This window comes from Streptomyces sp. MI02-7b (assembly GCF_033793585.1).
GTDB lineage: Bacteria > Actinomycetota > Actinomycetes > Streptomycetales > Streptomycetaceae > Actinacidiphila.
In genome coordinates, this window is sequence record NZ_JARAWX010000006.1 from 102396 (window position 1) to 115874 (window position 13479).

Annotated in this window: 10 protein-coding genes; 5 read left to right on the forward strand and 5 right to left on the reverse strand. The window is 71.4% G+C overall.

Annotated features, from left to right (window positions below):
• Positions 1-30: 30 nt before the first annotated feature.
• From PV364_RS11685 to PV364_RS11705, 5 genes are all read right to left on the reverse strand, one after another.
• Positions 31-753 carry an HAD family hydrolase gene (locus PV364_RS11685; RefSeq protein WP_319659769.1) on the reverse strand — a complete coding sequence of 241 codons (723 nt, stop codon included), beginning with the start codon at positions 751-753 and terminating at the stop codon, positions 31-33.
• 23 nt (positions 754-776) lie between these two features.
• Positions 777-1706 (reverse strand): pseudouridine synthase, encoded by a 930-nt coding sequence (locus PV364_RS11690; protein WP_319659770.1) that lies wholly within the window; start codon positions 1704-1706, stop codon positions 777-779.
• Positions 1707-1771: 65 nt separating this feature from the next.
• Positions 1772-3256, reverse strand: a complete 1485-nt coding sequence (gene gltX, locus PV364_RS11695; RefSeq protein WP_319659771.1) for a glutamate--tRNA ligase — start codon at positions 3254-3256, stop codon at positions 1772-1774.
• Positions 3249-4040, reverse strand: coding sequence for a fumarylacetoacetate hydrolase family protein (locus tag PV364_RS11700; RefSeq protein ID WP_319659772.1), 792 nt, complete (start codon positions 4038-4040; stop codon positions 3249-3251). Before PV364_RS11700 ends, gltX begins: the two co-directional genes overlap by 8 nt.
• A gap of 85 nt (positions 4041-4125) precedes the next feature.
• Positions 4126-4326, reverse strand: coding sequence for a hypothetical protein (locus tag PV364_RS11705; protein WP_319659773.1), 201 nt, complete (start codon positions 4324-4326; stop codon positions 4126-4128).
• 562 nt (positions 4327-4888) lie between these two features.
• Here PV364_RS11705 and PV364_RS11710 point away from each other — a divergent pair.
• From PV364_RS11710 to PV364_RS11730, 5 genes are all read left to right on the forward strand, one after another.
• Positions 4889-8422, forward strand: a complete 3534-nt coding sequence (locus PV364_RS11710; protein WP_319659774.1) for a nitrate- and nitrite sensing domain-containing protein — start codon at positions 4889-4891, stop codon at positions 8420-8422.
• Positions 8423-8431: 9 nt separating this feature from the next.
• The gene (locus PV364_RS11715) at positions 8432-8845 is read left to right on the forward strand and encodes a roadblock/LC7 domain-containing protein (RefSeq protein WP_319660047.1); all 414 of its coding nucleotides are present in this window, start codon (positions 8432-8434) and stop codon (positions 8843-8845) included.
• 70 nt (positions 8846-8915) lie between these two features.
• Positions 8916-9323 carry a DUF742 domain-containing protein gene (locus PV364_RS11720; protein WP_319659775.1) on the forward strand — a complete coding sequence of 136 codons (408 nt, stop codon included), beginning with the start codon at positions 8916-8918 and terminating at the stop codon, positions 9321-9323.
• The gene (locus tag PV364_RS11725; RefSeq protein WP_319659776.1) at positions 9304-9912 is read left to right on the forward strand and encodes a GTP-binding protein; all 609 of its coding nucleotides are present in this window, start codon (positions 9304-9306) and stop codon (positions 9910-9912) included. Before PV364_RS11720 ends, PV364_RS11725 begins: the two co-directional genes overlap by 20 nt.
• 456 nt (positions 9913-10368) lie before the next feature.
• On the forward strand, positions 10369-13470 hold the full coding sequence (locus PV364_RS11730) for a nitrate- and nitrite sensing domain-containing protein (RefSeq protein ID WP_401977812.1): 3102 nt from the start codon (positions 10369-10371) through the stop codon (positions 13468-13470).
• Positions 13471-13479 lie beyond the last annotated feature (9 nt).

Sequence of the window (13479 nt, forward strand, 5' to 3'; positions counted from 1 at the left end):
TTCGGCCCGCCCGGCGGCGCAGGAAGAACATTACCCGATCGAAGACGGGGCTCCAAAACGGGTATCCGCCGCCAGGAGGGCCGGCAGCTGGTCGAGTCCGGTGATCCGCCGCAGGTCGGAGGCGGTGACAGTACCCGTTCGGTCCAGCCACACACCGTGAAGACCTGCGGCGTTCGCCCCGCGCGCGTCGGTGTCCGCCTTGTCCCCCACGTAGGCCACCTCGGACGGTGGCAGCCCCAGCTCCTCGCACGCGGCCAGGAAAGCCTGCGGCGCCGGCTTGGCGTACCCCAGTTCCTGCGAACAGAGCAGGAACTCGAAGCGGTCCCGCAGGCCCAGCCGGGCGAGCTTGCGTTCCTGATGGGCGGCGGCGGAGTTGGAGAGCAGCGCGTGCCGGTAGCCGGGCGTGAGCGCGTCGAGGGCGGGGACGACGTCGGGGAAGGCGCTCCAGGCGGCCTCGAAGTGGACGTAGTACGCCTCGAACCACGCGTCGGCCGCCTCGTCCGTCACGGCCTGGCCCACGAAGGCGCGGACCCGCTCCCGGCGCTGCTCCGCCCAGGTGATCTCACCGGCGAGGAAGCGCCCGTAGTGCAGGTCCATCACCTCGCGCCAGCGGGCGGCGGCCCGGTCCCGGTCGTCGTCGGAGGCGGGGAGCAGGCCCTCGCTGCGCAGTCGGCCGATCACGCCGGCGCGTTCGGCCGCCGAGTAGTCGAAGATCGTGTCGTCGATGTCCCACAGCACGGCGCGGATCGGCATGCCCGGACTCTATCCGTGCGGGTCTACCCGGGTTCCGGGGGGAGGCACAGCGTCCGGCGGCTGACGAAGCGGCGGTGCTCGCCGGTCACCGGGTCGTCGAATTCCAGCAGCCGGGCGAGCAGCCGGAGCGGGCGGCCGAAATCGCCCGGGGCGGGCTCGGGCAGGACGACGGGGTAGACGGGGTCGCCGAGGATGGGCAGGCCGAGGCTGTTCATGTGGACGCGCAGCTGGTGGGTGCGGCCGGTGTGCGGGTACAGCCGGTACCGGGCCAGCGCGCCGTGGCGGGACAGGAGTTCCACCCGGGTGCGGGCGTTGGGCGGGCCGGGGACCTCCCGCGCGGCGATGACCCCGCGTTCCTTCTCCATCCGGCTCTCCACGGTGCGCGGCAGCTCCAGCGAGGGGTCGTACCCGGCCAGGGCCTCGTACTCCTTGCGCACCCGGCGGTCGCGGAAGACGGTCTGGTAGGCGCCGCGCAGTTCGGGGCGGATCACGAACATCACCACTCCGGCGGTCAGCCGGTCGAGGCGGTGGGCCGGGCTGAGCGCGGGCAGGCCGAGGTCGTGGCGCAGGCGGGTGAGGGCGGTCTCGGTGACATGGCTGCCGCGCGGGGTGGTGGCGAGGAAGTGCGGCTTGTCCACGACCAGCAGCGCGTCGTCCCGGTGCAGCACCTCGACGGCGAACGGGACGGGAACCTCCGGCGCGAAGTCACGGTGGAACCAGAGGAAGGCGCCCGGCCGGTAGGGCGCGTCGGGGGCCAGCGGCCCGTCGGCCGCGTGGATCTCCCCGGCCGCCAGCATCGCCTCGACGCGCGCCGCAGGTACGGCCGTCAGCCGCTCCACCAGGTGGTCGCGTACCGACGTCCACGGCCCGGCCTCCGGCAGCCGCAGGCGCACCGCGTCGACCCCGTGGCGCTGGGGCAGCGGGGAGGGCGGGGGCTTGGGCCTGCGTCGCATCGGTGCTCCGGGAAGCGCGCCGCCCCGGGTCCGCTGGGAACCGGGGCGGTCGCGCGTGCCGTGCGTCAGCCGGCGAGCTTCGCCAGCGCGGCGTCGACGCGGGCCAGGGTGCGCTCGCGGCCGAGCACTTCGAGGGACTCGAAGAGCGGCAGGCCGACGGTGCGGCCGGTGACGGCGACCCGGACCGGCGCCTGGGCCTTGCCGAGCTTGAGGCCGTGCGTCTCACCGGCGGCGAGGACGGCGGCCTTGAGGGCCTCGGCGTTCCAGTCGGCGGCTGCGAGGTTCTCCCGGGCGGTGGCGAGGAGCGCGGCGGCGGCCGCGGGGTCCTTCATCGCCTTGTCCCAGGACGCCTCGTCCGTCACCGGTGCGTCGAGGAAGAGGAAGTCGACGTTCTCGGTGATCTCGGAGAGCACGGTCAGACGGGTCTGGGCGTGCGGCGCGACCGCCTCGAAGGCCGCCTGGTCGAACGCCTCGGGCGCCCAGGGGGCATGCGGGGCCCTCAGCCACGGGCCGCAGGCCTCGGCGAACGTCTTCACGTCCAGCATGCGGATGTGGTCGGCGTTGATCGCCTCGGCCTTCTTCAGGTCGAAGCGGGCCGGGTTGGCGTTGACGGCGTCGATGTCGAAGGCGGCCACCATCTCCTCGACGGAGAAGACGTCGCGGTCGGCGGAGAGCGACCAGCCGAGCAGCGACAGGTAGTTCAGCAGGCCCTCGGGCAGGAAGCCGCGCTCCCGGTAGAGGTTGAGGGAGGACTGCGGGTCACGCTTGGAGAGCTTCTTGTTGCCCTCGCCCATGACGTACGGCAGGTGACCGAACTGCGGGGTCGTGCCGTTGCCGACGCCGAGTTCGGCCAGCGCCTTGTACAGCGCGATCTGCCGCGGGGTGGAGGACAGCAGGTCCTCGCCGCGCAGCACGTGGGTGATCTCCATCAGCGCGTCGTCGACCGGGTTGACCAGGGTGTAGAGCGGGGCGCCGTTGGCCCGGACGATGCCGTAGTCGGGCACGTTCTCCGGGGTGAAGGTGAGTTCGCCGCGCACCAGGTCGGTGAAGGTGATCGGCTCGTCGGGCATGCGGAAGCGGACGATCGGCTCCCGGCCCTCGCGCTCGTACGCGTCGATCTGCCCGGCGGACAGATCGCGGCAGTGGCCGTCGTAGCCGGAGGGGCGGCCGGCGGCGCGGGCGGCGTCGCGGCGCTCGTCGAGCTCCTCCGTGGTGCAGTAGCACTTGTAGGCGTGGCCGGACTCCAGGAGCCTGGCGGCGACGTCCTTGTACACGTCCATGCGCTGCGACTGGCGGTACGGCGCGTGCGGGCCGCCGACCTCGGGGCCCTCGTCCCAGTCGAAGCCGAGCCAGCGCATGGCCTCCAGCAGCTGCTGGTACGACTCCTCGGAGTCGCGGGCGGCGTCGGTGTCCTCGATGCGGAAGACCAGGGTGCCCTGGTGGTGGCGGGCGAACGCCCAGTTGAACAGGGCGGTGCGGACCAGGCCCACGTGGGGGTTGCCGGTCGGCGACGGGCAGAAACGTACGCGTACGGGTGCTGCGCTAGTCACGCTTGATCACCTTGTTGGTGAGAGTGCCGATGCCTTCGATGGTGACGGCGACCTCGTCGCCGACATGGAGCGGTCCGACCCCGGCCGGGGTGCCGGTCAGGACGACGTCGCCGGGGAGCAGGGTCATCGCCTCGGAGATGTGGACGATCAGGTCCTCGATGGAGCGGATCATCTGGCTGGTGCGCCCGGCCTGGCGCAGCTCGCCGTTGACGGTCGCGGTCACCGCCAGGTCGCCGGCGGCCGCGAGGTCGAGACCGGTCTCGATCCAGGGGCCGATGGGGCACGAGGAGTCGAAGCCCTTGGCGCGGGCCCACTGCTTCTCGGCCTTCTGGGCGTCGCGGGCGGTGACGTCGTTGGCGCAGGTGTAGCCGAGGATCACGTCCTGGACGCGTTCGCGGGGGACCTCGCGGCACAGCCGGCCGATCACGACGGCGAGCTCGGCCTCGTAGTGCACCTCCTGCGAGAAGGAGGGGTAGGCGATCGGGTCGCCGGGGCCGATCACCGAGGTGGACGGCTTGAAGAAGGCGACCGGCACCTCCGGGACCTCGTTGCCCAGTTCCGCGGCGTGCTCGGCGTAGTTGCGGCCGATGCCGACGACCTTGCTGGGCAGCACGGGCGGCAGCAGCCGCACCTTGCTCAGCGGCACCTTGGTGCCGGAGCGCTCGTACTCGGCGAACGGGATGCCCTTGATGATGTCGAGGACGAGTCCGTCCGGGACGGACTCGTCGCCCTCGACGACGCCGAAGGCGACATTGCCGTCGATGGAGAACCTGGCGATGCGCACGGGAAGCAGCTCACCTCACTGGCCGGAGACTGACGCTCCAGGTTATCCCGGGGGTGCTGCGCGCTCCCGTCCGGCGAGCCGGGGCTCAGTCGGCGGGCTGGTTCTCCAGGTTCTTCAGCACGGTGCGGCGCGGGTTGGCGGTCTGCCGCGGCAGGATGACGACGGGGGCCTCGCCCTCGACGGCCGGTGCGACCTCCGTGGTCCGCGTGTCCTCGGCGTCCGTGAGGTGCGCGAGGGTGGTGCGACGCGGGTTGGCTATGGGTCGCATGATCATGGTCGTCTTCATGGGGCGGTCAGAACCTCGTGGAGTCCGGGCGCCCTGGGGCGCAGGTTGACGTAGTACACCGTGGTGTCAAACGTCAATCTATCTGGCGGGCATTCCCCTTTCCGGGTGAGCGACACGGGCACTCCCCTGTGATTTTGCTCACCAAGTGGTCGACAAGAAGGGCGAATCGGGCGCTCCGCCGATGCCTGCGAACCCGACATCACGGATGATCCACGCCATTTGCACCCGGCCGCCGGCGGCGGGCTTGTGCAGGCAGAGCCCCATGAGCCCCTGAAGGCGCCCGAATTGACCGTCCCCGCCCGAATGCGGCCGGACACCGTGTGACGCGCCCGGTGCGCTGAGTCACGTATTCCACTCGATACCCGACGGGCCTTGTTGGAGGTCCGGCACTGTGCTGGAATTCCCCGGACCGCCGTATCAACAGATGCCGGCGCGCAAGGGGGAGCGTGCGACCGCCGGGCGGCGGCGGCCAACGGGTACCTGCCGGGGGGCGGGACTCCACAAACTCGACACCGTCCATCCGCCCGCGCGGGGGACGCCTGGTCCAGAGGTTGCGACGCTAGTGCAGGGACGTTTCAAGAGGGATGGCGGCGCTGCGGGCGACCCGGAACAGCGTGGTGGGGCCGACACCGGCCCCATCCGCCGGGAGGACACCGCAGACGTCGGAACCGCGGGCGCGGAGAGCGGCGCCACGCCGGAGAGCGGTGTGCGCTCAGGCCCCAAACACGGCTCCCGAATAGCCATGCGCAACTGGCGCATCAGCACTCGTCTGGTGTCGCTGCTCGCGCTGCCGGTGGTCGCCGCGACCACCCTGGGTGCCCTGCGCATCCAGAGCTCGCTGGAGAACGTGAAGCAGCTGGACGCGATGACGTCCCTGACCGATCTGACGGAGCAGGCGACCAAGCTCGCCGCCGCGCTCCAGAACGAACGGGACGTCTCCGCCGGTCCGCTGTCCAGCACCCCCCGGGACGAGAACGACGACGACATCGTCGCCGCGCAGCAGAACACCAAGCTGGCCCGCCAGGCGTTCAGCCAGGCGGAGGAGGGCATCGACCCCGACCTCACGGGTGTCAACGCCTCGCTGCAGGCGATCCACCGTCAGCTCGGCACCCTGCAGGCGATCCGCGAGCGCGCGTACGACCAGAGCGGTTTCGTCTCCTCGACGGTCAGCGAGTACGACGGGCTCATCCAGTCGCTGATCGACCTCTCCCAGGAGATGGCCGAGGCGACGGGTAACACCGAGATGATCGCCAGTACCCGCGCGCTGGCCGCGTTCTCCGCGGCCAAGGAGTACGAGTCCATCCAGCGCGCCGTGGTCAGTGCCGCGCTCGCCGACGACAAGAAGCTGAGCTCCAACGACTTCCGCTTCATGGGGGGTGCCCTCCGTTCGGAGCGCACCGCGCTGGAGCAGTTCCGCCAGATCTACGGCCGGCAGAAGTCAGAGGACCTGCTCGGCGGTCTCGAGCACGGCAACGCCGCGATCACCCAGCACGACGAGCAGGCCGCCCGTATCGCGGCCTCCGAAGAGGGCATCCAGAACTTCGACGGCTCCTACCTCGACTGGGACGACGCCGCGAAGACCAAGCTCGACACGATGAAGGCCATCGAGCAGCACCTGCTCGAGGAGATGCAGCAGCAGGCCCTGACACTGCGCGACGAGGCACAGCAAGAGGCGATCATCAGCGGTGCGCTGATCCTCCTCGTGCTCGGCATCTCGGTCGTCGGCGCCTTCGTCGTCGCCCGCTCCATGGTCCGCTCGCTGCGCCGCCTGCAGGACACCGCGCAGGAAGTCGCCCAGAAGCGGCTGCCCGAGCTGGTCAAGCAGCTCTCCGAGTCCGACCCGCAGGACGTGGACACCTCGGTCGAGTCGATCGGCATCCACACCCGCGACGAAATCGGCCAGGTGGCCCGCGCGTTCGACGAGGTCCACCGCGAGGCGGTCCGTCTCGCCGCCGAACAGGCGCTGCTGCGAGGGAACGTCAACGCGATGTTCACCAACCTCTCGCGCCGCAGCCAGGGCCTGATCCAGCGTCAGCTGAGCCTGATCTCCGAACTGGAGTCCCGCGAGGCCGACCCGGACCAGCTGTCCAGCCTCTTCAAGCTCGACCACCTCGCGACCCGTATGCGCCGGAACGGCGAAAACCTCCTCGTCCTCGCGGGCGAGGAGCCCGGCCGCCGCTGGACCCGTCCGGTCCCGCTGGTCGACGTCCTGCGCGCCGCGGCCTCCGAGGTGGAGCAGTACGAGCGCATCGAGCTCACCTCGGTGCCGGCGGTGGAGGTCACCGGCCGCGTCGTCAACGACCTCGTCCACCTGCTCGCAGAGCTGCTGGAGAACGCGACCTCGTTCTCCTCCCCGCAGACCAAGGTCCGGGTCACCGGTCACGCGCTGCCCGACGGGCGCGTGCTGATCGAGATCCACGACACCGGCATCGGCCTCTCCCCGGAGGACCTGGCCGACATCAACGAGCGGCTCGCGAACCCGCCCACGGTGGACGTCTCCGTCTCCCGCCGCATGGGTCTGTTCGTGGTCGGCCGCCTGTCCCTGCGACACGGCATCCGCATCCAGCTGCGTCCGTCCGACTCGGGCGGCACCACCGCGCTCGTCATGCTCCCGGTCGACGTCACCCAGGGCGGCGCCAAGCCGCAGCCCGGTGCCGCCGGCAACCGCGGTCAGCAGCCGGGTGGTCCCGGTGCGGGCGGTCCGGGCGGGGCGGTGCCCGCCGGTGCGCCGGCCGGTGGTGTCGGTCGCGCGCCGCAGCGCGGCCAGGTGCCCGGTTCCGCTCCGCGTCCGGCCCTCAACTCGGGCCCGGCGGGCCCGGGTCAGGCTCCGCAGGGCGGTCGGCCCGGTGCTCCCGCGGCCCCGCAGCGTTCCGGCCCGAGCTGGGCGAACGAACAGCAGGGCCAGGGCGGCCAGAGCCGTCCGCAGCGCCACGCCGGTCCGCAGCAGCAGCCGCAGGCCCCGCAGGCTCCGCAGTACCCGCAGCAGCCCGCGGCACCGCAGCCGGTCGGCGCGGCGGCGGACATGCCGCGCGGCCACGAGGACCTGGAGACCACGGCGCAGTTCGAGCGCCCGGACTTCAACACGATCCCGCACACGTCGCCGCAGCGCGGCACCATGGGTTCCGCCTTCGGCCGGCAGCAGCAACCGCAGCAACCGCAGCAGCAGTACCAGCAGGAGCAGCCGCCCCAGTACCAGCAGGAACCGCAGCTGCCGCAACACCAGCAGCAGTACCAGCACGAACAGCAGCCGCAGTACCAGCAGGAGCAGCCGCCCCAGCAGCAGACCGGCACCTACACCCGCAGTGACGTCTTCCAGCGTCCGACGGGACCGCAGGCCCAGATGCCCCAGGCGCCGATGGCGCAGGCGCCCATGCCTCCGGCCCCGCAGACCCAGCGTCACCGCGGACCGGCCGCCGGTCAGCAGCAGCGGCCCGGCGAGCAGCGGCATCCGCTGCCGGCCGCGTCCGAGCCGATGGCCCTGCCGCCGGCCCCGGCCCGCCCGGACGAGACCAGCCCGATCTTCGACTCCCTCGAGTCGGACTGGTTCCGTACCGGCCGTGCCGAGCGCATGCAGCAGGTGCACGTCGAGCGCGGCCCGGTGGCCCCGCAGCAGAACGGCAACGGTCCGCTCTCCGGCAGCGGTCCGCTCTCCGGCGGCGCCCCGAGCCGTCCGCCGCAGCGCCCGCACCAGCCCGCACCGCAGCAGCACCCCCAGCAGCCGCAGCAACCGCCGCAGCGGGTCCGCGCCGAGCAGCCCCAGGCCCAGCAGGCCCCGCCGCCGCCCCGTCGTGAGCCCGCCGCCTGGCGCAGCTCGCCCAACGACGAGGTCTGGCAGCGGGCCGGCCAGGTCCGTGAGCCCTCCGCCGGCGGGGTCACCCCCTCCGGCCTCCCCCGCCGGGTGCCGCGCGCGAACCTCGTGCCCGGTTCCGGCACGACCCAGCAAGCCCCCCAAGGTGGTCCGCAGGTTTCCCGGGCCCCTGACGACGTGCGCGGACGCCTGACCAACCTCCGGCGCGGTATTCAGCAAGGCCGCCAGGCCGGTACGGGCACGACCGACGGTCGCGGCTTTGGCACCACTCACCAGCAGGAGCGTTAGTTGAGCCAGATGAGCCAGGCGGCACAGAATCTGAACTGGTTGATCACCAACTTCGTGGACAACACCCCCGGGGTGTCCCACACGGTGGTGGTCTCCGCCGACGGCCTGCTGCTGGCGATGTCCGAGGGTTTCCCCCGTGACCGCGCCGATCAGCTGGCGGCCGTGGCCTCCGGTCTGACCTCGCTGACCGCGGGTGCGTCCCGCATCTTCGAGGGCGGCAACGTCAATCAGACGGTGGTGGAGATGGAGCGCGGCTTCCTCCTCCTGATGACGATCTCGGACGGGTCCTCGCTGTGCGTTCTGGCGCACCCCGAGTGCGACATCGGCCTCGTGGGCTACGAGATGGCGCTGCTCGTCGACCGAGCCGGCGCCGTCCTGACGCCCGACCTGCGCGCAGAACTCCAAGGCAGTCTGATGGGCTGAGCTCGTGTGAGCCCGGCCGACACCGCCCCATGACAAGAGAACCGCGTCCGCTCTTATCCGGAGGACCTTCATGACACCGCCGCCTGCCTCGCCCGGCCCGTACGGCGCGCCCCACCATGCGCCGTACGGGGGCGAAGGCGACCAGCCGCTGGTGCGGCCGTACGCCATGACCGGTGGTCGCACCCGGCCGCGTTACCAGCTCGCCATCGAGGCGCTGGTGAGCACCACTGCCGAGCCGGGTGCCTACCAGGGGATGCTCCCCGAACACCAGCGCATCTGCCACCTGTGCCTGGAGATCAAGTCGGTCGCCGAGATCTCCGCACTGCTGGCGATTCCGCTGGGGGTGGCCCGGATCCTGGTGGCCGACCTGGCTGAGGCCGGGATGGTCGCCATCCACCAGCCGAGCAGCGGCGAGGCCGGCGGACAGCCTGATGTGACACTGCTCGAAAGGGTGCTCAGTGGACTTCGCAAGCTCTAGGCCGGGGCAGCAGGCGGCGTACGGTGCGCCGCCCGCGGCCCGTGCCACCACCTCGGCGAAGATCGTGGTGGCCGGTGGCTTCGGCGTGGGCAAGACCACGTTCGTCGGAGCGGTCTCGGAGATCAACCCGCTCCGCACGGAGGCCGTGATGACCTCCGCGTCCGCGGGCGTCGACGACCTGACCCACGTGGCCGACAAGACCACCACGACCGTGGCGATGGACTTCGGCCGCATCACGCTCGACGACGACCTGATCCTGTACCTGTTCGGTACGCCGGGCCAGGACCGTTTCTGGTTCATGTGGGACGACCTGGTGCGCGGCGCCATCGGCGCGGTCGTGCTGGTCGACACCCGCCGGCTCGCGGACTGCTTCCCGGCCGTGGACTACTTCGAGAACAGCGGCCTGCCCTTCGTCATCGCCCTCAACGGCTTCGACGGACACCAGCCGTACACGCCCGACGAGGTGCGCGAGGCCCTGCAGATCGGCCCCGAGGCACCCATCATCACCACCGACGCGCGGCACCGCGCGGAGGCGAAGAGCGCGCTCATCACGCTCGTCGAACACGCATTGCTCGCTCGCCTCAAGTAAGCACTCCAGCTTGCCACTTCGGGTACGGACCGGCTGTGTCTTTTGACATGGCCGGTCCTTCTGTTCATAACGTTTCGACCGCGAATCGGAACATCTCGAACACCGCCTGCGCCCGACCGGCTTCACTGCGCATACATCGCCCTGCTGAATTGCCACCGCTTTACGCTTATGCCCCTTTTAACAAGCGCGTGACGAAGAGTTCGGCATCGCCGCCGGAGGTTTGTGGAGCACCCCCATGACGTGCTGGAATTCATCGAAACCCGAGAGTAGGAACGACGCCGCCGGCGTCGTCGCCGAGAGGTTGTTGGTCGAGTGAGGAACACGAGGCGCGCAGAGCCGGGTCCCGCGGACCACCCGCGTGGCAATTTCACCCCGCCCGCGCGATACGGCACGGCGCAGGCCGCGGCCGCCCCCGAGGTCGCTGAACCGGCCGCCGCGCCGGGCAGCCGCTTCGCCATGCGCAACTGGCGGGTGGCCACCCGTCTGAACGTCATCCTCCTCATCCCGGTGCTCGTCGCCCTGGTCTTCGGCGGCTTCCGGGTGCAGACGGCCGTACAGACCTGGCAGGACGCGGACGACGCGGTGCGGACCGCGCGGGCCGTCCGGGCCGCGGTGGACTACGCCAACGCCGTGCTGAACGAGCGTGACGTCAGCGTGGTTCCCCTGCTCCAGGGCGACAAGGACAACAAGACCGTGGTGGCGGCGCGCGGCGCCACCGACGCGGCCGCCGCGGCCTTCGACGCCACGGTGCGCGAACTGCCCGCGGACGAGCGCCTCGAACGCCGTGTGGCGAACATCCGCGAGGGCGAGAAGGTCCTGGCGAAGCTGCGCGAGACCGCCTTCACCCGGCAGCTGCCCGGCGTGCAGACCGAGGAGAAGTACGTCGAGGTCCAGCACCCGCTGATGGAGCTGGCGAACGAACTCGGCTTCGGCACGAGCAGCGTCGCCTCCTACGGGCGCACGCTGTACGCCATCGAGCTCGCCAAGGCCGCCGAGTCGCTGACCCGTTCCATCGGCACCCACCTGCTGGTAGAGGACCGCTCCAAGCTGGCCCCCGACGAGCTGAAGACGCAGCTCACCTCCTTCGCCTCGTACGCGTACCTCCAGCAGGTCGCCGAGGAGGAGTACAAGGGCGGCGGCACCGCGGCCGACTACCAGCGGCTCCAGGACGAGCAGGCCGCGGCGCTGCAGAAGGGCAAGGAGCAGGTCACGGCCGCCGCGCAGGCGGCCAAGCAGGCCGGCCAGCCCTTCGTCCCCCCGCCGGACCTGCTCACGATGATCAAGAAGATCGCCTCCGGTCAGGACCCCACGAGCCTGAAGGCGCAGGGCATCACGCCGCAGAGCTGGTTCGGCGCCACGACGCTCGGCTTCGACGCCTACCAGAGCGTCGAGAAGCACCTGTCGGACCAGGCGTTCCAGGACTCCAGCGACATCGCGGACAGCGCCCGCATCGAGGCCATCGTCAACTCGGCCATCGTGCTGGTCGCGCTGATCATCGCCTTCATCGTGGCCGCGATGATGGCCCGCTCCATGAGCAACAGCATGCGCCGCCTGCGCACCTCGGCCTTCGAGGTCGCCGAGCAGCGGCTGCCGGCCCTGGTCGACCAGCTGTCCCGGACCGACCCGGGCAAGATCGACACCCGGGTCGAGCCCATCCCGATCAACTCCAACGACGAGATCGGCGAGGTCGCCCGCGCCTTCGACCAGATCCACCGCGAGGCCGTGCGGCTCGCCGCCGAGCAGGCCCTGCTCCGCGGCAACGTCAACGCGATCTTCACCAACCTCTCCCGCCGCAACCAGGGCCTCATCCAGCGCCAGCTGACGCTGATCACGGACCTGGAGAACAACGAGGCGGAGCCGGAGCAGCTGGAGAGCCTCTTCAAGCTGGACCACCTCGCGACCCGTATGCGCCGCAACGGCGAGAACCTCCTGGTCCTCGCAGGCGAGGAGCCCGGCCGCCGCTGGAACCAGCCGGTGCCGCTGGTCGACGTGCTGCGCGCCGCGGCCTCCGAGGTGGAGGCGTACGAGCGCATCGAGCTGGTCGGCATCCCGGAGACGGACATCCACGGCACCGCCGTGACCGACCTCGTGCACCTGCTGGCCGAGCTGCTGGAGAACGCCACCACGTTCTCCTCGCCGCAGACCAGGGTCCGGGTCACCGCGACCCGGCTGCCCGACGGCCGGGTGATGGTCGAGATCCACGACAAGGGCATCGGCCTCACGGCCGAGGACTTCGCGGACATCAACCACAAGCTGGCCGACCCGCCCACGGTCGACGCGTCGATCTCCAAGCGCATGGGCCTGTTCGTGGTCGGCCGCCTCGCCGACCGGCACGGCATCCGCGTGCAGCTGCGCCCCTCGGGCGAGCAGGCGGGCACCACGTCGCTGGTCATGCTCCCGGAGCCCATCACCCACGGTGGCGGTGGCGAGGAGGTCCCGCTGGAGGACGACTTCACGGTGTCCCGGATGATGCCGGAGACCGAGACCGAGTCCTTCGCCGCGTACGGGCCGACCGCCGCCGAGCTCGGCTTCGACGACTCCCGCTACGACCGCGTGGAGGTCCCGGACGACGCCCGTGCGCTGGACCCGGTGGGCCGCTCCCTGAAGCGCGGCGAGCGCCGTGCGCAGCTGGAGGCCGCGGCCAACGACCGCGGCGAGCGGCCGATGTTCCGCGACGAGGTCGGCGAGCAGCAGGACTCCTTCGACGGCTTCGAGACCCCGGCCGCCGCGAACTCCCTCCAGCAGGAGGCCTTCCCGGCGACCGGTTACGACACCCAGGCGTTCCCGGAGCAGAACCTCCAGGAGCAGCAGGGCTTCCCGGAGCAGCACGGCTACGACACGCAGCCCGCGGCCTTCCCGGAGTCCGCGTACACCGACGGCGGCTTCCCGTCCCCGGCACCGGAGTACGACGGCACCCAGGGCGGCTACGCCCAGGACGGCTGGCAGCAGCAGAACGGCTACGCCCAGGACGGGTGGAGCGCGCCGCAGCAGGAGATACCGCAGGCCGCGGTCTACCCGGAGGCGCCGGCGGCCGATTCCGGCACTGCCGCCCCCTTCGGAGCCCCGGAGCGCGTAGGCTTCGACGGACCGGGACCGTCCTCAGGCCCGCTGCACACGTCCGTGACGGACGCGGGCCTGCCGCGTCGCGACCGCGGCCGGCAGCAGTCCGGACCGTCGGCCCCGGACCGGTCGGAGCCCCAGCCGGCGAACGGCTTCCTCTCGCAGCCGGCGCCCGCGGCGCCGGCCGGGACGCCGGATGCGTCGGCGGAGTCCCCCGACTGGCGTTCCACGAACGACGACAACTGGCAGCGGGCCGAGCAGGCCCGCAAGCCCAAGGCCGGCGGGGTCACCCCCTCCGGCCTGCCCCGGCGGGTCCCCAAGGCCAACCTGGTCCCGGGCACCGCACAGCAGACTCCGCAGGGCGGCCCCATGGTCTCCCGAGCACCCGAGGACGTCCGCGGCCGACTGAGCAATCTGCGGCGCGGCGTCCAGCAGGGGCGTACTGCGGGAACTGACACGAACGGCCAGGGCTTCGGCCCCAAGCACCAGGAGCGTTAGTTGAGTCCG